Genomic DNA, 19,675 nt, shown 5'->3' with positions numbered 1-19,675 from the left:
TTTCTGATGACCAACCGTCTGGTGTTGTCCGGCACCGTGTGCAGGACTCCCCTTCGAAAGGTCAGTCCATCAGGAATTCCTCACTGCCAGTTCGTGCTTGAGCATCGTTCTGTGCAGGAGGAAGCCGGTTTTCACCGGCAGGCGTGGTGCCAAATGCCCGTTATTGTTAGCGGACACGAAAACCAGGCCATTACTCACAGTATAACGGTCGGCAGTCGCATAACCGTTCAGGGGTTCATTTCATGCCACAAGGCAAAGAACGGACTGAGCAAAATGGTTTTGCATGCCGAGCAGATTGAATTGATAGATTCTGGAGACTAGCCATATGGCACGTTATTTCCGTCGTCGCAAGTTCTGCCGTTTCACCGCGGAAGGCGTTCAAGAGATCGACTATAAAGATATCGCTACGCTGAAAAACTACATCACCGAAAGCGGTAAGATTGTCCCAAGCCGTATCACCGGTACCCGTGCAAAATACCAGCGTCAGCTGGCTCGCGCTATCAAACGCGCTCGCTACCTGTCCCTGCTGCCGTACACTGATCGCCATCAGTAATCGGTCACGGTCCATTAATACGACTTTGAGAGGATAAGGTAATGCAAGTTATTCTGCTTGATAAAGTAGCAAACCTGGGTAGCCTGGGTGATCAGGTAAACGTTAAAGCGGGCTATGCTCGTAACTTCCTGGTACCGCAGGGTAAAGCTGTTCCAGCTACCAAGAAAAACATTGAATTCTTCGAAGCACGTCGCGCTGAACTGGAAGCTAAACTGGCTGAAGTTCTGGCAGCTGCTAATGCTCGCGCTGAGAAAATCAATGCACTGGAAACTGTTACCATCGCGTCTAAAGCTGGCGACGAAGGTAAGCTGTTCGGTTCCATCGGTACTCGCGACATCGCTGACGCTGTAACTGCAGCTGGCGTTGAAGTGGCTAAGAGCGAAGTTCGTCTGCCGAACGGCGTTCTGCGTACCACTGGCGAACACGAAGTGAGCTTCCAGGTTCACAGCGAAGTATTCGCGAAAGTGATCGTAAACGTAGTAGCTGAATAATTCGTTATTCAACGAGACGTAAAAACGCCGACCATTGGTCGGCGTTTTGCTTTATAGCGAAAGCGTTACAACTGACAATATAACGCTCTGATATCTATTAATTAGCTTGTCGCTAACTGTACTTGCGGTTCTTCATCTTTAACTTTGATAAGCGTCCATAACGCAATAGCGCCAATAATGTCAAAGAAAGCCAGGGCAATAAAGAACGGCGCGAAGCCGATAATGTGAACGAATGCCCCGATGAACAGGTTGAAAATCAACTGACCGCTCCACGCACAGGCTCCTGCCATACCCACTGCGGTAGCGACTTCGTCTTTTTTGAACAGATCGCCACCCAGAGTTGCTGCCACAGTAGAAAGACATTGATGCGAGAACGCGCCAATACTAATCAGTAATACGGCAATGTAGGGATTTTCGACAATACTCACCAGACCAATCGTCATCATAATGACGGCTGCAATAGTGAAGGTAATTCTTCGCGAGTTAATTAAACTCACGCCGCGATCGTGGAAGAACTTCGCGACAAAACCACTGGCTAAACAGCCGAGGTCGCCCAGCAGGAAAGGCAGCCAGACGAACATGGCAATTTCTTTCAGGCTAAAATGCAGCGTTTCGACGAAGAAAATCGGCACCCAGAAGTTAATGGTTCCCCATGCCGGGTCTGCGAGAAACCGCGCGATGCCAATCCCCCAGAAATTACGTTGGCTGAGGATATGCTTGATTGACGTTTTTTCTTTCTTATCTGTTTTAAGATGCTGTTCTTGCCCTGATTCAATATAGTGGCGCTCTTCATCAGAAAGGCGTTTGGCATCTTTCGGATCTTTATAACAAAAGAACCAAAATAAAGCCGCGAGCAAAGCAAGGCTACCTGAGACAATAAACGCAAATTGCCAGCTATGAAACATAATGCACCAGGCAATCAACGGTGGTGCAAGCATCGCGCCGAGTGAGGTGCCCATATTGAAAACACCTGTCGCCACGCCACGCTCTTTTGCCGGGAACCATGTTGATGCGGTTTTTACACCCGCCGGAATGGCCGACGCTTCGCTGAAACCCATCAGGGCGCGCATAAATGCCAGACCTGACCATGTTCCGGTCAACGCATGACCCATTGTTGCCAGCCCCCAGACTGCGGCACATATCGCAAAACTTAACTTCAAACCCACGGTATCAATAAAGAAGCCCATTACCGGTTGCCCTAATGTATAGGCCAACTGGAATGCACTGACAATCCATGAATATTGCTCTTTGGTTATTCCGGTTGTCTCCATAATAGTTGGAGCTGCAATACCTAACGCCGTTCTGTCCAGATAATTGATTACAGTGATAAAGCATACGAGGGCAATCATATGCCACCGATAATTCTTTATTTTATTCATGTTTAAACCTTTTAATTATATTAATAAACCCTGGTTGTTGGTAATTCCGTGTAATAGTTAATAAAAATCAGGTACAGAGAACATATTAAAAATTATTATGTGTAAATCTCTCCCTTTAGGAAATCTGGCCAGTTTTTTTCAAAGTAAATACCATTAATACGCGGTAGCACACGTAACGACTTCACTTCGGTAATAAAAGAACCTTGCGAATATTGAATCGTTAATTTGTGATTTTTGTCTTCAGCGAGTTCAGAGCGAAAGCGCCATTCTTCTTTTACGCCGCGACGAGTTTGTGGTAGACATTCGCCTTGTGGATCAATAATCATCCTCGCCCCACGACTGCCGCCGCCTGCATCAATATAATGCGTCAACTGTGTCAATACGGCGGCAGACGTCAGCGCCATATGCCGCCACATAAACAATTCGGCAACTTCGCCCACGTGTTTGATAGCCAAACCATGCCGTTGTACAAATTCATTCAATAGCAGGGCATCGCGAGTGGCGCGCCGGACTTTATCGCCATGGCAAATAAACCCAGCGTAGTCAGACATTCGTGCCTGGATTTTTTCCCTCACCGCAGACAACGGCATCCCGTTTCCATTATCGTGCGCCTGAGTGATGATCTCTCTGATTGAATTTAGTGCCGGAGATGCCAGTTGTGCGACATCATCTTCAACAGATCGCTTTTGTGTGCAGCCAATAAAACGCGCCAGACGCACGGCAAAAACTTGTCCGGCATTCAGCGCCGCGCCGCCAGGTCGGGTAACACCGTGAGTTCCGGCGACTTCTCCCACTGCAAAACAACCAGGCAGAGACGTTTGCCCCCAGATATCAACCTCAATGCCGCCATTCATATGCTGATTGTTCATGGCAAACTGCAACGGCTGTGTGGTGAGATCGTAACCGTGCATCTTATACAGTGAGATGGACAGCGGATTCATTCTTTGCAGACGTTCGATAGGCGATGGCGCCAGAGCGTCGTTATTTTCCAGATATGCGCGAACGTCGTCGTCCAGTCGATCTAATGAGAATGGCAAATCACCAGGCACCGCTTCAGGATTTCGCTTGAAATCCATAAAAACCAGGCGGCCTGATTGCTGCTCTTGTGCCACCGCCATATCTAACAGGCTTGAGCCGAAATCCATCACTCGCGTAGCGTGGAACGGCCACTGATAGCCTTTACGGAAGATGTTTGAAGCCAGTTCCTGGGTGGTGCGATAGTAATCCGCGAGGAAGTTATACTCGTTACCCTCGGCATCCACGGAATAGATATACGGGATCACCTGCACATAGGTGCCAGACAAATTCCACGGGAATGTGCTGCGCGGCGTGCCTATACCAAACTGGCTTTCGGTCAGATTGGTTAGCGTCAGACCTTCTTCCAGCGCCAGCCCCAGCGAGCCAAAGCATTTATGCGGATAAACACTGTCGCGATAAAGCTCGCCCGGCCCGCCTGTTGCCAGTACCACATTGGGCGCAGTGACAATTGCCAGCCCCCACGGGTTATGGGCGCGGGAACCGGTTGCGAGGATAGCCCCGGCCACACGATCTTCGCCGTTTTCACCGCGTTGATGCAGCAGTTTAATCACCGTTGCACTGGTCAACAGTGGGATGGCGAGGCGCTGCACTTCTTCGAGCAATACTTTCACCATCAGACGAGAAGTGCGCGGTCCACAGGAGGTTGCGCGTCCGGCTTCGTCATGGTCGGTCTGATAACGGAGAATTGCACCATAGCGATCTTCCGGTAATTCCAGACCGAGATATTGCAGCCCGCCAAGGGTATGTAGGGAACCGACCGCTTCGACATACGCCGTGTCGTGATCCATCGCACCGCCGCTCGCCAGTGCTTCAGCAAGTTTTGCGAAGTTATCGCCGTTGCCCGCCGTTGCGGCGGTAAACAGCGTCTGTTTATCGGAACCGGAGCAGGCCGATGTTCCCATGTATAACCCGGCGGTGGCGATTAGCACATTTTGCTGGCGACGTTTCAGTTCAACCGCCGCACGTAATCCTGCCGCGCCGCTACCAACGACCAGAGCATCAACTTGCCAGAGTGGGTAATCAACACCGTCCACCGTGACAATTGACGTTGGCTCTGCTGACACAAAACCCTTCGGGAAAGTGACGTGCGTCAGCGCATCGAGGATGGCGTCATCAGTCTGGCTCATGCGTCCTCCATTGGCGTAAACAGGCTACTTTCCATCAGGCGCGGCTGGTTGATAATTGGACGGAAAGCCATGAACGGCAGAATGTCGCGGTCAATCTCCACGCCCGGCGCGATTTCAATTAATTCAACGCCTTCTGCCGTTAACTGAAACACCGCGCGTTCAGTGATATACAACACTTCCTGACCGCTGTGCTGTGCGTAGGCGGCGCTAAAAGTGATTTTTTCCACCTGAGTAACCAGTTTAGGGATTTGACCTGACTGAGCGATATGCAAGCCATCTGGCGTTACATCAATCTTGCTGCCTTTGGCGTCGAACGTGCCGCAGAACACCACCTTACGGGCGTTTTGCGCAATTTCGAGAAATCCGCCGGGGCCGATTAAATTGCCGTTCAGGTGTGAGACGTTGACGTTACCATGTTGATCCATCTCGCCCATGCCGAGGAAAGTAATGTCGATGCCGCCGCCGCTGTAGAACTCGAATTGATCCAGCGAAGGGATAATGGCGTCGGCGTTACGGGCGCAGCCGAAAAACGCGTCATCCAGCATCATACCGTTATGCACGCCTTGCTCGACGCTTAGCCATAAACTTTGGTAAGGAACGCCTTCACGCAGCGCAACCCCAGGAATACCGCCGGGGATACCAAAGCCAAAGTTGGTTGAAGCGCCTGCCACCAGCTCGCGCGCTGCCCGACGGGCAATTAAGCGACGTACCGGATGACTAACCAGTTCAATAGCGTCGTTAGAACTCAGACGGCGATGTTGACCGCTGATCGTCAGGTCGTAACCGCCAAGATAGGTTTGCGGTTGTTCGCGGTATTCAACGATGCCATCAACCAGAATCCCCGGTAATTTGACCCGGCGTGGTTCAATGGCACCGGCTTCCAGTACATCGCGCACCTGTACGAACACTTTGCCACCGCTGTTGTGTGCTGCCAGTGCCATCGAATAGCTATCCATATCAATCGCTTCTTCTTCGAGGCTGACGTTGCCACGTGGGTCGGCATAAGTGCCACGCAAAATGGCATAGTCCACTTTGAAAGGGCGATAGCGGAGTTTGGTTTCACCATCGATTTCAATCAGTTCTACCAGATCCTCGGTGGTGCAAGCGTTCGACTTTCCGCCGCCATTGCGTGGATCAACAAACGATCCCAGCCCAACGTGGGTAAAAAGCCCCGGACGTCCAGCACCGATCTCCCGTAGCAACGCCTGAATAACGCCACCAGGAAAACAATAGGCTTCAATCGCGTTATTTTTTACCAGCGCCTGCATTTTGGGCGACCAGGTAAAGTGTCCGGCAATAATGCGTTTGAGCATTTCAGCATGAGCGAAGCGGTTCGTGCCTTTGCAGTCGCGATCGCCAATGCCCAGCGAGTGGATTAATGTCAGATCGCGCGGGTGTCCGGTTTGCAGGAAACGCGCTTCAATGGCTGCCAGAATATGGTCGGCTTCCACCATGCCGCCGCCGTTACCGCTAATGGCAATGGTTGCGTCATCCTGAATTTGCGCCGCCAGTGCCTCGGCGGTTGTTATCTTACGCATACAATTTCCTTATTGATTATGGAAGCTCACGCTACTTTTTTCGGCAAATGCCTGCGTCGCCTGCTGGCAATCCTGAGTGGCGGACATTAATCCAGCCAGTAACTGGTGTGGGTATTCAGCGTGTTTATTTTCCAGTGCCAGAATCAGCTGCTTAATATGCGCCAGTGCCACCGGACCACATTTTTCCAGCTGCGCTAACTGGTTCGCCATCCAGCTTTCCACCTGTTCTTTTTCTACTACTTCATCAATTAAATTCGCCGCCTGGGCTTCATGCGCCGTCAGACGTTTACCTAACATCAGCATCTGGCGACCGACCACCGGGCCGACCTGATTAAGCACGCGTTCAATGCCCATCCAGCCAGGCACCATGCCGAGCATGACTTCCGGGTTAGAAAATTTCGCGTTGGGGCGAGCAATACGAATATCGCAGCACAAGGCAAGTTCAATACCGCCGCCGATGGTATGACCGTTGAGATTCGCAACCGTTAATTGCGGTAGATTGCGCAGGCGATTAAAAACGTCATTACCGCGTTTAATCCATTTTCTGCCCATATCTAATGGCGAATAGGCCGACCACGATTTAATATCACCGCCCGCACAAAAGAATTTATCGCCGGTTGCCGTTAATTCGACTAATCGTAATGTGGTGTCGTTTTCAATTTCATTTAAATAATGGTCGAGAGATTCAATCATCTCTTCGTTAATAGCATGACATTTATCTTCACGGTTCAACGTCAGGCGGCAGGAAGCCGCCGCTCTGCTGAACAGAACGGGTTGGTCACTCATGATTATTCCTTAGCAATAATGCGCGATGCGATCGACGCTAATATCCAGCGTGCTGTTAATATCTTTCTGCCACCAGTACGGTGAGAATATTTCCAGTTCAATAGCGCCATTAAATCCGGCGTTTTCAACCAGTCGACGAATTGACGGAATATTTATCACGCCATCTCCCGGCATTCCCCGGCCATTGACCAGATCGGTGGTCGGCACTAACCAGTCGGAAACATGAAACGCGAGAATGCGTTTTCCGGCACGCTGGATTTGACTGGCGAGATCCGGATCCCACCAGACATGGTAAACATCCACAGCCACGCCGAGGCCAAATTCGCCATCGGGATCGAGTTCATCACACCAGTCCAGCGCCTGGTGTAACGTGCACAGGCAAGAGCGATCGGCGGCGGTCATTGGGTGCAGCGGCTCCAGCGCAATTGGCACGCCGACATCTTTCGAATGTGGCAGCAACTGGCGAATCCCTTGTTTCACTTGTTCTCGCGCTTCATATAGATCTTTAGTGCCCGTTGGCAGACCGCCAACCACCTGCATATAACAGGCGGCGTTCAGCACCGCTGCGTCGTCCAGCGCCCGGCGGTTATCATCAATTGCCAGTTTGCGTTCCGCCAGCGTCGGCGCGGTGTAGTAGGTGCTACGGCATAAACCGGAAACGCGCATGTTATTGACGGCAAGCTGGCGGGCGATCTGCTGAAGATCTTCACCCTGCAACTCTCTGCGCTAGGGGGCGATCGCACCGATACCGCGTGCGGCACAGGCATCAATAATGGCGGGCAGCGGCACTTTATAGCCCAGCGTCGCGGTATTGATACTGAATAAATCCGGGCGTTGTAACAGATCTCTCATGGTTTAGCCTCAGAAGCGCGGCATACTTAAGCCACCGTCGATGGCGACTGCCTGACCACAGGTGTAAATCAGTTTGCCTTCCGCCATCGCGCGGACAGTGGAGGCGATATCCGCCGGATAACCCCAACGTCCCCACGGCACCAGTCCTTTGGCAATCAATTCGTCGTAATAAGCCGTTGCCGGAATAGTCATATCGGTTTTGATGAGACCAGGGCGCACTTCATAGACGCCAATTTGTTCGTTGCAAAGGCGAGCAGCAAACAGACGAGCAGCGGCAGAAACGGCGGTTTTGGCAATTGTGTATTCGCCGCGATTCATCGCCAGCATGATGGCGTTGATGGAACTGACAAAAATAATTGAGCGGTGCGGGAATTCTGTTTCTGGTTTTGGCTGTGCGAGCAGACGTTTACTGAATGCCTGTGCGAGGAAGAACGGCGCGCGGGTATTAATGGCAATGTTTTGGTCGAAGCTGTCCGGTTCGAGGTCGAGAAGGTCACCGCGCTTTTTCACTGAAATGCCCGTGTTATTGAGCAGGCAGTCCAGACGCCCCCACTGATTTTGCGCCGCGTCGAGCATCTCTTCATGCAGGGAGAGATCGCCAACATCGGCAGGGAAGCAAATCACTTCCACGCCTTCTGCCAGACATTCCTGTTGCGTGGCATGTAATTTTTCTACGCTGTCGGCATCGGGGCGATCGTTAATCAACAGATTAAATCCGCCACGGGCAAGCTCCAGCGCACACCCCTTACCAATGCCACGTGCGGCTCCAGTGATAACGGCAACAGGACGAGTGGATTTCATACAATAGCTCTCTTTTTAAATATTGTTTCCCTAAGTGACGATTAGCTTGCGGCGTGCGGCAAGAAAGATCAACCATCTGGTTGGTTGATTTGCGATAAGGATCACAGGACATTTGATAACCTGATGAAAGTAAAAGTTTTTGCCCTTTTTTCTGGAGCTGAAATCAAATCAGGTTATGATAGACATCATGAAGAGGAGATGGGGAAGCGTTATGTATCTTGATACCAGCAACGTACAAAGCCTGAAGGAAAAACTATTATTATGTGCGGTTAATGAATTTGCCGAATATGGTTATGAAGGGGCCAGAGTCGATAATATTGTGAAGGCCGCAGGGTGCAGTAAACAGACGGTTTATCACCACTTTGGAAATAAAGAAAATTTATTTATCGAAGTGCTGGAATATACCTGGAACGATATTCGGCAAAAAGAAAAATCCCTGGATGTTTCAGGTCTTCCTCCACAAAAAGCAATTGAAAAAATCATCGATTTTACCTGGGATTATTACATTGCTAACCCCTGGTTTTTAAAAATTGTGCATAGTGAAAACCAGAGCAAAGGTGTGCATTATGCAAAATCACAGCGTCTTTTAGAAATTAACCATGCGCACTTGCAGTTAATGGAATCTTTGTTGGCTGAAGGGAAGAGACTCAATATTTTTAAGCCAGATATCGACCCGTTGCAGGTGAATATTAATATTGCCGCGCTTGGGGGATATTATTTGATCAACCAGCATACGCTTGGCCTGGTTTATCACATCAGTATGGTTTCACCGCAGGCGCTGGAAGCCAGACGTAAGGTCATCAAAGAGACAATCCTTAGCTGGCTTCTCGTTGACCCTTCATCTACCGCGCACGAATAAAACTGCCATCCGGCTGGCGGGTAAACAGAACCTGTTGATTATTCCCCGTATCAATGGTTAAGCCCGTCACTACGCCGCTGGCGTTCTGGCGGATTTTCACCATCTGCCCGTTTTGCAAATTACTCAGTGGCTTATCCGCGCCTTCTACCTGCGCCATGGCATAGACATCGGTGGCGGGTAGTCCGTGGTCGCGGAATAGCTGCGCCATCGTTTTACCTGGTTCGACACGATAAGAGCGCCACTGATTATCTATTCCACTATCTGGCTGGAATGGTTGCGTTTGCGAGGTTTGTGGCTGATCTTCCGGTTGGCCTTCCTGTATCGGTTCAGGGGCGACTGGAGCTACCTGATCAGGATCATTTTGTGGGGTAACTAATTGCGCCCGTAGTTGCTCTTCCGTTGGCGGTTGTGATTGTGACTGAATATCCAGCTGCGCTTCACGCGTCACTACCGGCGCGTTGGGCGTATCATCAGACGGAAGCAGAAAACCGACCACCAATACAATGGCAGCAATAATGATCCCCCGACGATGCATCGGCGGCAGCGGGTCCATGAAGCGAAAATTATCCGGCGCGTGCCAGACTTTCTCCAGGGTTGGTTTTAGTTCAAAGCGCCCGGGCATGGTTTCCTCCTGCTCCGCGTCTTGTTCCTCAATCATAGCCTATGAATAAGCTAACGCTATGATGTCCGTGGTAAACCCGCCTTTATTATATTCATACGGGATATTGCTATTGTTTCTTTTTCCCCGGGATTTGTCATCATTCCCGCGACAAAGTTTTACCCAAAGAAGTGTGGCTGATATGCTGCCCGCTACTTTATACCCTAAGAAAGGAAATACGATGACCACCCCAACTTTTGACACCATCGAAGCGCAAGCAAGCTACGGTATAGGTTTGCAGGTAGGGCAACAACTGAGTGAATCTGGCCTGCAAGGGTTGCTGCCAGAAGCACTGGTTGCAGGCATTGCCGATGCACTGGAAGGTAAACATCCGGCTGTTCCGGTTGATGTGGTGCACCGCGCGCTGCGTGAAATTCACGAACGTGCCGATGCCGTTCGTCGTCAGCGTTTCCAGGCGATGGCTGCTGAAGGTGTGAAATACCTGGAAGAAAACGCTAAAAAAGAGGGTGTGAATAGCACCGAATCTGGCCTGCAATTCCGCGTGATCAACCAGGGTGAAGGCGCAATACCGGCACGTACCGACCGCGTTCGTGTTCATTACACCGGTAAATTGATCGACGGTACTGTATTTGACAGTTCCGTTGCCCGTGGCGAACCGGCTGAATTCCCGGTTAACGGCGTGATCCCTGGCTGGATTGAAGCACTGACTCTGATGCCGGTAGGTTCTAAATGGGAACTGACCATCCCGCAGGAACTGGCATATGGCGAGCGCGGCGCTGGCGCCTCCATCCCTCCGTTCAGCACCCTGGTGTTTGAAGTCGAACTGCTGGAAATCCTCTAAGCAGCGCATTCTGTTCCCCTCGAACCAGAGGGGAGCAGGCATTCAGCAATAAACCCTTCAGTTTGCCAAACGACGCTATTTTGTGTTGAAAAGACCCCGTAAGCGTGTATTTTTGTGAGCTGTTTCGCGTTATCACCGTGATATGACACCCACTTTAAACATAAAATTAACATTAGATCTAAATCTTAGTATTCATCCCGCGTATTGTTACCTAATATCGATGAGTCCCGATACAGATTCGTCGTATCATAGACTGACTAAAGGCCGCAGAGCCTGAACAACACAGACAGGTACAGGAAGAAAAAAACATGGTAGATCAGGTAAAAGTCGTTGCCGATGATCAGGCTCCGGCTGAACAGTCGCTACGGCGCAATCTCACAAACCGACATATTCAGCTTATTGCCATTGGCGGTGCCATAGGTACAGGGTTGTTTATGGGTTCCGGTAAAACAATCAGTCTTGCCGGGCCGTCGATCATTTTCGTTTATATGATCATTGGTTTTATGCTCTTTTTCGTGATGCGGGCAATGGGGGAATTGCTGCTTTCGAATCTGGAATACAAATCTTTTAGTGACTTCGCTTCCGATTTATTGGGACCGTGGGCAGGATATTTCACTGGCTGGACCTATTGGTTCTGTTGGGTGGTTACCGGTATGGCGGATGTTGTCGCTATTACCGCTTATGCGCAGTTCTGGTTCCCTGGGCTTTCCGACTGGGTGGCGTCGCTGTCGGTGATCATTCTGTTGCTGGTTCTTAATCTCGCCACCGTGAAAATGTTTGGTGAGATGGAGTTCTGGTTTGCGATGATCAAAATCGTCGCCATCGTGTCGCTGATTGTCGTTGGTCTGATCATGGTGATGATGCACTTCCAGTCTCCGACCGGTGTGGAAGCGTCGTTCGCGCATTTGTGGAATGACGGCGGCTGGTTCCCGAAAGGCTTAAGCGGCTTCTTTGCCGGATTCCAGATTGCGGTTTTCGCTTTCGTGGGGATTGAACTGGTCGGTACAACGGCTGCGGAAACGAAAGATCCGGAGAAATCACTGCCACGCGCGATTAACTCCATTCCGATCCGCATCATTATGTTCTACGTCTTCGCGCTAATTGTAATTATGTCTGTGACGCCGTGGAGTTCTGTGGTCGCGGAGAAAAGCCCGTTTGTTGAACTGTTTGTGTTGGTAGGTTTGCCTGCTGCTGCCAGCGTAATTAACTTTGTGGTGCTGACCTCTGCGGCGTCTTCCGCTAACAGCGGCGTATTCTCTACCAGCCGTATGCTGTTTGGTCTGGCGCAGGAAGGCGTCGCGCCGAAAGCATTCGCTAAACTCTCTAAACGCGCAGTACCCGCGAAAGGGCTGACCTTCTCTTGCATCTGTCTGCTCGGCGGCGTGGTGATGTTGTACGTGAATCCAAGCGTGATTGGTGCGTTCACGATGATCACAACCGTTTCCGCGATTCTGTTTATGTTTGTCTGGACGATTATCCTTTGTTCGTACCTGGTGTACCGCAAACAACGTCCGCACCTGCATGAGAAGTCGATCTACAAGATGCCGCTCGGCAAGCTGATGTGTTGGGTATGTATGGCGTTCTTTGTATTCGTCATCGTGCTGCTGACGCTGGAAGAGGACACCCGCCAGGCGCTGCTGGTTACCCCGCTGTGGTTTATCGCGCTGGGGTTGGGCTGGTTGTTTATTGGTAAGAAGCGGGCTGCTGAACTGCGGAAATAACCGCATTATCATGCTGGATGGCGCAATGCCATCCAGCTTTTAGATCACTCACCTGCCAGCGCGCGTGGGAACAGTACATTGTTTTCCAGACTGATGTGATCCATCAGGTCATCAATCAGTTCATTAATGCCGTTATACATCGCTTTCCAGGTGGTGCAGGCTTCCGGCGGCGGTGTGACGTTATTGGTCGTGTGTTTAATCACTTCCAGCAGTTCGCCCGCTTCATCGTGCTCGCTTTCCATCACACTGATAGGCCCCATTGCCTGGCTACCCATGCCTTGTTTAATCATCGGGAAGAGAATTTGCTCTTCTTTCATCATATGGCTGGAAAGCTCTTCATGCAGCATGGTCAGGTATTTTGTCAGCCCTTTTGGCACGCTCGGTTTGTCGGCGTGAACGCGCTCTACTTTGGTGGCTTGCAGAATCAGTTCCGGCAGTTGTTCGCGGTGACGATCGTGGTAGCGCACGATGATATGGTCGATGATTTCTGCCAGCGGGGCGCTACGCCAGTCTTTCTCAATCGGTTGTTCAGCAAGCTTTGCCAGTTCGGCTTCAATGACGTCAACATCCAGCTCTTTACGTGCCGCCGCGCGCGCCAGCGTCTGCTTACCGCCGCAGCAGTAATCCATATCATATTTACGAAACAGAGCCGAAGCGCGAGGAATAGAGAGCGCCAGTTCACCTAAAGGTTGGTCGCGATAAGCCATAGCTGATACCTCATTCTTAATAAGATAAGGTGCATTTTAAATGCATCTTTAAGGCAAATGCTATAACCCTTACGTAGCAGAGGCTTATTTAACTCACAGCCAGCATGTCAACTTTCTGAGACAGATTCAGTTAAAGGTTTTTCCGGTTTTGCTCTGACTGCAATGACCACGCCAACCACTAACAGCACGATACCGCTCAGCGTCATCAGCGGCGGCATTTGCTGGCGGAGTAAAAAGGTGTACAGCAAACCTGCCAGCGTTTCGAAAACAATCAACGGCCCGAGAATCACGGTTGGTAATCGCTGGCTGGCGACGTTCCAGCAGAGTGCGCCGACCCATGAGCAAAGCACGGCTATCGCAATCATCAGACTAATAAACACCAGCGGGCGGGGGCCAAAGGGTAGGGAGAAGTCCGGCGTTTGCGTATTCAGCCAGTAACAAGCGACGAGATAGCCGATAAGTGAAACCGGCAGTGTGACCAGCGCCTGCGCCGTTGCCCACATCATCGGATGTTTGTCGGGATTTTCCCGCAGCCAGCGGGCGTTGCGCAGGGCATACCATGCCCAGCAGACCACGGAAACTAACGCCAGCACGATGCCAGAGGTATAACGTGCCCAGTCAAAATCGGGGAGTCCGTGGTTTAACTCAGCAATATTCACACACGCCAGGCCGATGCCAATACAAATCAGTGCCGGGGCGAGTCTTCCCCACGCGAGTTTGCCGTCGCGCTGGCTATAAAGCAGATTGGCAAAGACAGGAATCACCACCGGCAGGGTGCCGATAATCATCGTGGAAACAGGCGCGCCAGTACGTTGAATGGCACTGGCAAGGCAGAAGTAATAAATGAGGTTGCCCATCATAGTGAGCATCAAGGCGGTAAGCCAGTCCCGACGCGCCAACTGACGCAAACGCACGCGTCCCAGCCAGGCAATGGGTAGCGCAATTAACCCTAACGCCAGATAACGCCCCATCGACTGCAACATCGCCGGGTATTCCGGCACAATCAACGGCCCGACAAAAATAAGCCCCCACATCAACCCTGCTAACAGGGCGTACAGCACGCCGCTAATCATTACTGGCATCCATTGGTCTGTCAGAAGAAAGTTCAGGAAGCAGACATGATTGCTCCCGGCATCCCGTCATTATCAGAGAGGATGCGGGAGGATGCCACTTTAATTAACTAGTTATTAACATTAAACAGATTGCTTACGCTTTCGGCTAACGTTGTCGTTGGGCGACCAATCAATTTGCTCAGCGTTTTGCTGTCATCAAACAGACCCCCTTTCGATGCGCCAACGTCAGAATCAGCCAGCATGTCCGCCAGTCCGGCAGGAAGACCAACGCCTTTCAGCGCAGCGGCGAAATCGGCTTCGCTCAGGTTCTGGTAGGTAACCTGCTTGCCGCTCTGTTTGCTTAGCTCTGCCGCTAACTGTGTCAGCGTCCAGGCGCTGTCGCCCGCCAGTTCGTAAACCTTGCCTTCGTGACCGGCTTCGCTAATCACGCGTGCCGCAGCTGCCGCATAATCTGCCCGCGTTGCTGAGGCAATTTTGCCATTGCCCGCCGCACCGATAAATACGCCGTGTTCCAGTGCTGCCGGGGCGCTGGCGAGGTAGTTTTCGGTGTACCAGCCGTTGCGCAGAAGGGTGTAAACGATGCCAGAATCAGCCAGCATTTTCTCCGTCTCGATGTGCTCATCGGCGAGGCCGAGCGGGGAGGTATCTGCATGTAGCAGGCTGGTATAAGCGATAAATTTCACGCCAGCCGTCTTTGCGGCATTAATAACATTACGATGCTGCGGGGCACGTTGACCCACTTCGCTGGAAGAGATCAGCAGTAGTTTTTCCACGCCCTGTAGCGCAGATGTCAGTGCGGCTTCATCGCCGTAGTCAGCCTGACGCACGGTAATGCCTTGTGCTGCCAGGGCCTGGGCTTTTGCCGGATTACGAACGATAGCCACTATTTGGCTGGCAGGAACAGTTTTCATCAAGGATTCAATAACATAGTGACCAAGTTGGCCAGTGGCACCAGTAATAGCGATCATGGGAAGTCTCCATCGTTTTGTCTTGTGTTTAAATACGCTAACACCTAAACTTACTTTTAGTAAGTACGTGCAAAAAGGTAAGTATGAAATGAGTCAGGTTAGCCTGTCGCAACAACTGAAAGAGGGCAATCTCTTTGCGGAACAGTGCCCGTCGCGCGAGGTGTTGAAACACGTCACCAGCCGTTGGGGGGTGTTGATTCTGGTGGCGCTACGCGAAGGTACTCATCGCTTTAGCGACCTGCGGCGCAAAATCGGTGGGGTGAGTGAAAAGATGCTTGCGCAGTCGCTACAGGCGCTGGAGCAGGATGGTTTTGTTAACCGTATCTCGTATCCGGTGGTGCCGCCGCATGTGGAATATAGCCTCACGCCGCTGGGCGAGCAGGTGAGTGAAAAGGTTGCTGCGCTGGCGGACTGGATTGAGATTCATCTGCCAGAGGTGCTGGCGGTGCGGGATGAACGTGTGGCATAACTGCCGGATGCGCTGCGCTTATCCGGCCTACGGTGCATGGCTTGTAGGGCGGATAAGATACGGTAGCATCGCATCCGCCAATAAATGCCGGATGCGGTTGATGATTTGTAGCCCGAAAAAGATGTCTATTACTGACTCAAATCCACCTGATAAATCGCAAACCCGATATCATCGGTCGCGACTTTATTCATCGGATACTGCCCCTTCTCTTTAATAAACGCTGCGGCTTTATCTGACGGAGAGGTTTCGAAACGGATATCCAGTTTCTTATCGCCGGGGATCGGTGCCAAACGCCAGTTGTTATCTGCTGCCGGGTGAATTTCCCCCGCACGCTTCGACTCTTCAGCAATCCACGCTGCCAGCACCGAGCGGTTCTCATCCGGAGAAGCAAAAGCAATATGGCTATCGCCGGTTCCGGCAAATTTGCCGCCATAAGCACGATAGTTATTGGTGGCAACGAGGAACATCGCGTTCGGATCAATCGGTTTGCCGTTAAAGGTCAGGTTCTTAATCCTTTCCGCATTGGCATTAATCACCTGACATTCACCGTCATAGCGGGCGGGCTGGGTGACGTCAATCTGGTAATTCACGCCATCAATAACATCAAAGTTATAGGTGCGGAAACCGTCCCAGTTAATTAAAGACTGCGGTTGAGTGCTGTTGGGATCAATCTGGTTAAACTGTCCAGCGGAGCACTCCAGCCACTCTTTCACCTCTTTACCGCTGGCTTTTACCACAATCAGCGTATTGGGGTAGAGATAAAGATCGGCGGCGTTGCGGAAGGTTAGCTGACCTTTTTACACTTCAACATAGCTGGCAGGGTCATTTTTGCGACCGCCAACTTTAAACGGCGCGGCAGCAGAGAGCACCGGCAGTTTTGCCAGATCCGGATCGCCCTGAATGTAACGTTCGACATACGCTTTCTGCGCGTTGTTCACCACCTGAACGGTCGGATCGTCCTGCACCAGCGCCAGATAGCTATACATATTGTCGGCAGATTTTCCGATAGGTTTGCTGACAAACTGGCGGGTGGCATCGTGATCGGCTTTCAGCGTTTCGACCAGCTTGCTGTCTTCCGCAGCCAGTGATTTTTTGTTGGCGATGTCGTAAATCGGTCGTGCTTCCGCTTTTGCCTGCGTCACCTGCCATTTACCGCTGTCATTACTGAGTTGCAGATCGACCACACCGAGATGATCGCCCCATATGCCAGGCATCACTGCCGGAACACCGTTCAGCGTACCTTTGGCGATATCAGCCCCTTTGATATCAGCAAAATCTTTACTCGGGAAAACGGCGTGAGCATGGCCAAACATAATGGCGTCAACGCCAGGAATTTCACTGAGATAATAAACTGAGTTTTCCGCCATCACTTTATACGGGTCGGCAGACAAACCAGAGTGCGCCAGAACGACAACAACATCGGCACCTTTCTCGCGCATTTCAGGCACGTATTTGCGCACGGTTTCGGTAATATCATTCACCGTCACTTTTCCGGATAAATTAGCTTTATCCCAGCCCATGATTTGCGGCGGCACGACGCCAATATAGCCAATCTTCAGCGTCTGTTTTTTTCCGTCTTTATCGACCACTTCGATCGACCACTTCGGTATCTTTAATTAAATACGGTGTGAACATCGGCTGTTTGGTTTTAGTGTCGATGACGTTGGCATTCACATAGGGGAAATTCGCTCCCGCCAGCGCATTTTTCAGGTAATCCAGACCGTAGTTAAACTCGTGGTTGCCAAGCGTGCCGACGGTATAATCCAGCGTATTCAGCACCTTATAGACCGGATGAACATCACCCGCTTTTAATCCTTTCGCCGACATGTAATCCGCCAGCGGGCTACCCTGGATCAGGTCACCGTTATCGACCAGTACGCTATTTTTCACTTCATTGCGCGCGTCATTAATCAGGCTCGCAGTGCGTACCAGTCCAAATTTTTCTGTGGATGTATCTTTGTAATAATCGAAATCCATCATGTTGCTATGCAAATCAGAGGTTTCCATTATGCGGAGATCGACTGTTGCCGCATTCACACTGGCGGCAATCAGCGTAGCAAGAAGCGTTGCACTAAACTTAACCATCTGGGCATCCTTTTATGAACGAGAAGATGAGACGTCTTTCATACGGAGCGTGAAGGATGCCATAAATAATAAATCAGGAAACGATGACGCCATCACAGTTGGCGGATTCTTTAACGATAGGGTATAAGTAAAACAACAAGTTAACACCACTGAAACAAAAGAGGTGGAGAATGTTAGAACAAGTATGTCAACTCGCACGGAATGCGGGCGATGCCATTATGCAGGTCTACGACGGGACAAAACCGATGGACGTCGTCAGCAAAGCGGATAACTCACCGGTGACGGCGGCGGACATTGCCGCGCACACCGTAATCATGGACGGTTTACGTACACTAACGCCGGATATTCCGGTTCTTTCCGAAGAAGATCCTCCCGGTTGGGAAGTCCGCCAGCACTGGCAACGTTACTGGCTGGTAGATCCGCTGGACGGCACCAAAGAGTTTATTAAACGAAATGGTGAATTTACCGTTAACATTGCGCTGATTGACAAAGGCAAACCGGTATTAGGTGTGGTGTATGCACCGGTAATGAACGTCATGTACAGCGCGGCGGAAGGCAAAGCCTGGAAAGAAGAGTGCGGCGTGCGCAAGCAGATTCAGGTACGCGACGCCCGTCCGCCGCTGGTGGTCATTAGCCGTTCCCATGCGGATGCCGAGCTGAAAGAGTATCTGCAACAGCTTGGTGAACACCAGACGACATCTATCGGCTCTTCACTGAAATTCTGCCTGGTGGCGGAAGGTCAGGCGCAGCTCTACCCGCGTTTCGGGCCGACAAATATTTGGGATACCGCTGCCGGTCATGCCGTGGCCGCCGCCGCCGGAGCACATGTTCACGACTGGCAGGGCAAACCGCTGGATTACACTCCGCGCGAATCCTTCCTGAATCCTGGATTCCGGGTTTCTATTTATTAAGCAATTTTTGCAGCAAGTCCATGACTTGCTGCACTTCTTGCTGGGTTAACGCCCCGTCCTTCGCCCATTGCACGCGACCGTCTTTATCCAGCACTGCAATGGAAGAACTCTCTTCATCCAGTTGCCAGGCTCCGCGTGCGACGCCATTACTGTCGACAATAAACTGCGACCACGGATAGAGCTTTTTATTACTCTCCAGGCTGCTGCGTACAAACATACCTGAGCCGGGAATAGCGTCGTCGGTGTTGACAATGGTGGTGGTCTGGTAGCGGTCGTGCGGCAATTTCGCCGATTTAATTGCTTCAATCAGCGTCGCATTTTTCTCTTTTGCGGAGGTGCGACCGGCAATATGTTGCAGCACTCGTACTTTTCCCACTAACTGCGCGCTGTTCCATGTTTTGTAGCTAAACTGATCTTTATCAAACACCAACTCGCCACGATCGGTAATACCAATCGGCGGTACGCGCTGACCAGTTTCGAATTTATGCGCGGAGGCCATCATCGGCAGTAGCAAGCAAGTCAGCGCGAGGATCTTGCGTAGGGTCATAGTGTTTCCTTCTTATCGTATGCAGGTGATCCGACCACTTGGGTCTGGCTTTTAATCATATGTGCTATTTATCGAATTTCCCGCAAGTGCGGTGCCAGTTTGCGGACAAGCGCACAAATCATATGAAAAATGAATGTTTATACTGAAGATTGTGGTTAGGTGAAGAGATAATTCTGAATAATTGTAACAGTGGGGTAAAAAAATTTATACATGCTGGAAACATTACCCCGATAGTCTATAGTCATTAGGCATTAAAATTTGCGCCTCATAATAGTTGGGCCGATTGTGGCACCGCAAAGGCGTAATACTC

18 protein-coding genes and 2 pseudogenes are annotated in these 19,675 nt (G+C 51.0%); 8 read left to right on the top strand and 12 right to left on the bottom strand.

The genetic code is table 11. The features are described 5' to 3' along the window. Window positions 1–6: 6 nt before the first annotated feature. The 3 genes from priB to rplI are packed head-to-tail and all read left to right on the top strand — an operon-like array spanning window position 7 to window position 1,044. Window positions 7–321, top strand: coding sequence for a primosomal replication protein N (gene priB / locus FC814_RS01960; protein ID WP_001296681.1), 315 nt, complete (start codon window positions 7–9; stop codon window positions 319–321). Window positions 322–325: 4 nt separating this feature from the next. After that, entirely contained in the window at window positions 326–553 is a 228-nt protein-coding gene (gene rpsR, locus FC814_RS01955) for a 30S ribosomal protein S18 (RefSeq protein ID WP_000135199.1), read from the top strand. 41 nt (window positions 554–594) lie between these two features. After that, a complete protein-coding gene (gene rplI, locus FC814_RS01950) occupies window positions 595–1,044 on the top strand; it encodes a 50S ribosomal protein L9 (RefSeq protein WP_001196062.1) in 450 nt (149 codons plus the stop codon). 101 nt (window positions 1,045–1,145) lie between these two features. Here rplI and FC814_RS01945 read toward each other — a convergent pair whose 3' ends face one another. The 6 genes and pseudogenes from FC814_RS01945 to FC814_RS01920 form a co-directional block, all read right to left on the bottom strand. After that, entirely contained in the window at window positions 1,146–2,423 is a 1,278-nt protein-coding gene (locus FC814_RS01945; RefSeq protein ID WP_001033619.1) for an MFS transporter, read from the bottom strand. Window positions 2,424–2,518: 95 nt separating this feature from the next. Then, the gene (locus FC814_RS01940) at window positions 2,519–4,588 is read right to left on the bottom strand and encodes an FAD-binding protein (protein ID WP_137325432.1); all 2,070 of its coding nucleotides are present in this window, start codon (window positions 4,586–4,588) and stop codon (window positions 2,519–2,521) included. Then, window positions 4,585–6,126, bottom strand: a complete 1,542-nt coding sequence (locus tag FC814_RS01935; protein WP_137325431.1) for an acyl CoA:acetate/3-ketoacid CoA transferase — start codon at window positions 6,124–6,126, stop codon at window positions 4,585–4,587. Before FC814_RS01935 ends, FC814_RS01940 begins: the two co-directional genes overlap by 4 nt. Before the next feature lie 9 nt (window positions 6,127–6,135). After that, entirely contained in the window at window positions 6,136–6,912 is a 777-nt protein-coding gene (locus tag FC814_RS01930) for an enoyl-CoA hydratase/isomerase family protein (protein ID WP_001283553.1), read from the bottom strand. Between the two features lie 9 nt (window positions 6,913–6,921). Then, window positions 6,922–7,764: pseudogene (locus tag FC814_RS01925) on the bottom strand (sugar phosphate isomerase/epimerase family protein). Between the two features lie 9 nt (window positions 7,765–7,773). Further along, window positions 7,774–8,565 (bottom strand): 3-ketoacyl-ACP reductase, encoded by a 792-nt coding sequence (locus FC814_RS01920; protein ID WP_137325430.1) that lies wholly within the window; start codon window positions 8,563–8,565, stop codon window positions 7,774–7,776. Window positions 8,566–8,776: 211 nt separating this feature from the next. Here FC814_RS01920 and FC814_RS01915 point away from each other — a divergent pair, with 211 nt between their 5' ends. Next, window positions 8,777–9,424 (top strand): TetR/AcrR family transcriptional regulator, encoded by a 648-nt coding sequence (locus FC814_RS01915; protein ID WP_010348212.1) that lies wholly within the window; start codon window positions 8,777–8,779, stop codon window positions 9,422–9,424. Here FC814_RS01915 and ytfB read toward each other — a convergent pair. Then, window positions 9,408–10,046, bottom strand: coding sequence for a cell division protein YtfB (gene ytfB / locus FC814_RS01910; protein ID WP_032226412.1), 639 nt, complete (start codon window positions 10,044–10,046; stop codon window positions 9,408–9,410). The genes FC814_RS01915 and ytfB overlap by 17 nt on opposite strands. 217 nt (window positions 10,047–10,263) lie before the next feature. On the opposite strand from ytfB, the gene fklB reads away from it, so the two are divergent. Together fklB and cycA are read left to right on the top strand one after the other, a co-directional pair. Next, window positions 10,264–10,884, top strand: coding sequence for an FKBP-type peptidyl-prolyl cis-trans isomerase (gene fklB / locus FC814_RS01905; RefSeq protein WP_000211237.1), 621 nt, complete (start codon window positions 10,264–10,266; stop codon window positions 10,882–10,884). Window positions 10,885–11,192: 308 nt separating this feature from the next. Further along, the gene (gene cycA, locus FC814_RS01900) at window positions 11,193–12,605 is read left to right on the top strand and encodes a D-serine/D-alanine/glycine transporter (RefSeq protein WP_000228360.1); all 1,413 of its coding nucleotides are present in this window, start codon (window positions 11,193–11,195) and stop codon (window positions 12,603–12,605) included. Between the two features lie 44 nt (window positions 12,606–12,649). On the opposite strand, the gene ytfE is transcribed toward cycA, so the two are convergent. The 3 genes from ytfE to qorB form a co-directional block, all read right to left on the bottom strand. Beyond that, window positions 12,650–13,312, bottom strand: coding sequence for an iron-sulfur cluster repair protein YtfE (gene ytfE / locus FC814_RS01895; protein ID WP_000331449.1), 663 nt, complete (start codon window positions 13,310–13,312; stop codon window positions 12,650–12,652). A gap of 107 nt (window positions 13,313–13,419) precedes the next feature. Further along, window positions 13,420–14,385 (bottom strand): DMT family transporter, encoded by a 966-nt coding sequence (locus tag FC814_RS01890; protein ID WP_024212604.1) that lies wholly within the window; start codon window positions 14,383–14,385, stop codon window positions 13,420–13,422. Between the two features lie 107 nt (window positions 14,386–14,492). Beyond that, window positions 14,493–15,353: an NAD(P)H:quinone oxidoreductase gene (qorB, locus tag FC814_RS01885; RefSeq protein ID WP_137325429.1), complete on the bottom strand. Its 861-nt coding sequence runs from the start codon at window positions 15,351–15,353 to the stop codon at window positions 14,493–14,495. A gap of 88 nt (window positions 15,354–15,441) precedes the next feature. Between qorB and FC814_RS01880 the strand changes: the two genes are divergently transcribed. Next, window positions 15,442–15,822: a helix-turn-helix domain-containing protein gene (locus FC814_RS01880; RefSeq protein WP_137325428.1), complete on the top strand. Its 381-nt coding sequence runs from the start codon at window positions 15,442–15,444 to the stop codon at window positions 15,820–15,822. A 128-nt stretch (window positions 15,823–15,950) separates the two neighbouring features. On the opposite strand, the pseudogene cpdB reads toward FC814_RS01880, so the two are convergent. Then, window positions 15,951–17,907, bottom strand: a pseudogene (gene cpdB / locus FC814_RS01870) (2',3'-cyclic-nucleotide 2'-phosphodiesterase). A gap of 170 nt (window positions 17,908–18,077) precedes the next feature. Between cpdB and cysQ the strand changes: the two are divergent. Further along, window positions 18,078–18,818: a 3'(2'),5'-bisphosphate nucleotidase CysQ gene (gene cysQ / locus FC814_RS01865; protein ID WP_000893402.1), complete on the top strand. Its 741-nt coding sequence runs from the start codon at window positions 18,078–18,080 to the stop codon at window positions 18,816–18,818. Here cysQ and FC814_RS01860 read toward each other — a convergent pair. After that, window positions 18,808–19,365 carry a YtfJ family protein gene (locus FC814_RS01860; RefSeq protein WP_137325426.1) on the bottom strand — a complete coding sequence of 186 codons (558 nt, stop codon included), beginning with the start codon at window positions 19,363–19,365 and terminating at the stop codon, window positions 18,808–18,810. The two genes, cysQ and FC814_RS01860, sit on opposite strands and share 11 nt — an antisense overlap. Between the last annotated feature and the right edge of the window lie 310 nt (window positions 19,366–19,675).

The sequence above is a fragment of the Escherichia sp. MR genome, from assembly GCF_005280595.1.
Lineage (GTDB): Bacteria > Pseudomonadota > Gammaproteobacteria > Enterobacterales > Enterobacteriaceae > Escherichia > Escherichia ruysiae.
The sequence above is the reverse complement of the archived record's forward strand: the minus strand, read 5'-3'. Positions and strand labels throughout refer to the sequence as shown.

Coding starts and splice junctions, on each gene's coding strand:
- priB (WP_001296681.1), top strand. CDS start 7: ATGACCAACCGTCTGGTGTTGTCCGGCACCGTGTGCAGGACTCCCCTT.
- rpsR (WP_000135199.1), top strand. CDS start 326: ATGGCACGTTATTTCCGTCGTCGCAAGTTCTGCCGTTTCACCGCGGAA.
- rplI (WP_001196062.1), top strand. CDS start 595: ATGCAAGTTATTCTGCTTGATAAAGTAGCAAACCTGGGTAGCCTGGGT.
- FC814_RS01945 (WP_001033619.1), bottom strand. CDS start 2,423: ATGAATAAAATAAAGAATTATCGGTGGCATATGATTGCCCTCGTATGC.
- FC814_RS01940 (WP_137325432.1), bottom strand. CDS start 4,588: ATGAGCCAGACTGATGACGCCATCCTCGATGCGCTGACGCACGTCACT.
- FC814_RS01935 (WP_137325431.1), bottom strand. CDS start 6,126: ATGCGTAAGATAACAACCGCCGAGGCACTGGCGGCGCAAATTCAGGAT.
- FC814_RS01930 (WP_001283553.1), bottom strand. CDS start 6,912: ATGAGTGACCAACCCGTTCTGTTCAGCAGAGCGGCGGCTTCCTGCCGC.
- FC814_RS01920 (WP_137325430.1), bottom strand. CDS start 8,565: ATGAAATCCACTCGTCCTGTTGCCGTTATCACTGGAGCCGCACGTGGC.
- FC814_RS01915 (WP_010348212.1), top strand. CDS start 8,777: ATGTATCTTGATACCAGCAACGTACAAAGCCTGAAGGAAAAACTATTA.
- ytfB (WP_032226412.1), bottom strand. CDS start 10,046: ATGCCCGGGCGCTTTGAACTAAAACCAACCCTGGAGAAAGTCTGGCAC.
- fklB (WP_000211237.1), top strand. CDS start 10,264: ATGACCACCCCAACTTTTGACACCATCGAAGCGCAAGCAAGCTACGGT.
- cycA (WP_000228360.1), top strand. CDS start 11,193: ATGGTAGATCAGGTAAAAGTCGTTGCCGATGATCAGGCTCCGGCTGAA.
- ytfE (WP_000331449.1), bottom strand. CDS start 13,312: ATGGCTTATCGCGACCAACCTTTAGGTGAACTGGCGCTCTCTATTCCT.
- FC814_RS01890 (WP_024212604.1), bottom strand. CDS start 14,385: ATGATTAGCGGCGTGCTGTACGCCCTGTTAGCAGGGTTGATGTGGGGG.
- qorB (WP_137325429.1), bottom strand. CDS start 15,353: ATGATCGCTATTACTGGTGCCACTGGCCAACTTGGTCACTATGTTATT.
- FC814_RS01880 (WP_137325428.1), top strand. CDS start 15,442: ATGAGTCAGGTTAGCCTGTCGCAACAACTGAAAGAGGGCAATCTCTTT.
- cysQ (WP_000893402.1), top strand. CDS start 18,078: ATGTTAGAACAAGTATGTCAACTCGCACGGAATGCGGGCGATGCCATT.
- FC814_RS01860 (WP_137325426.1), bottom strand. CDS start 19,365: ATGACCCTACGCAAGATCCTCGCGCTGACTTGCTTGCTACTGCCGATG.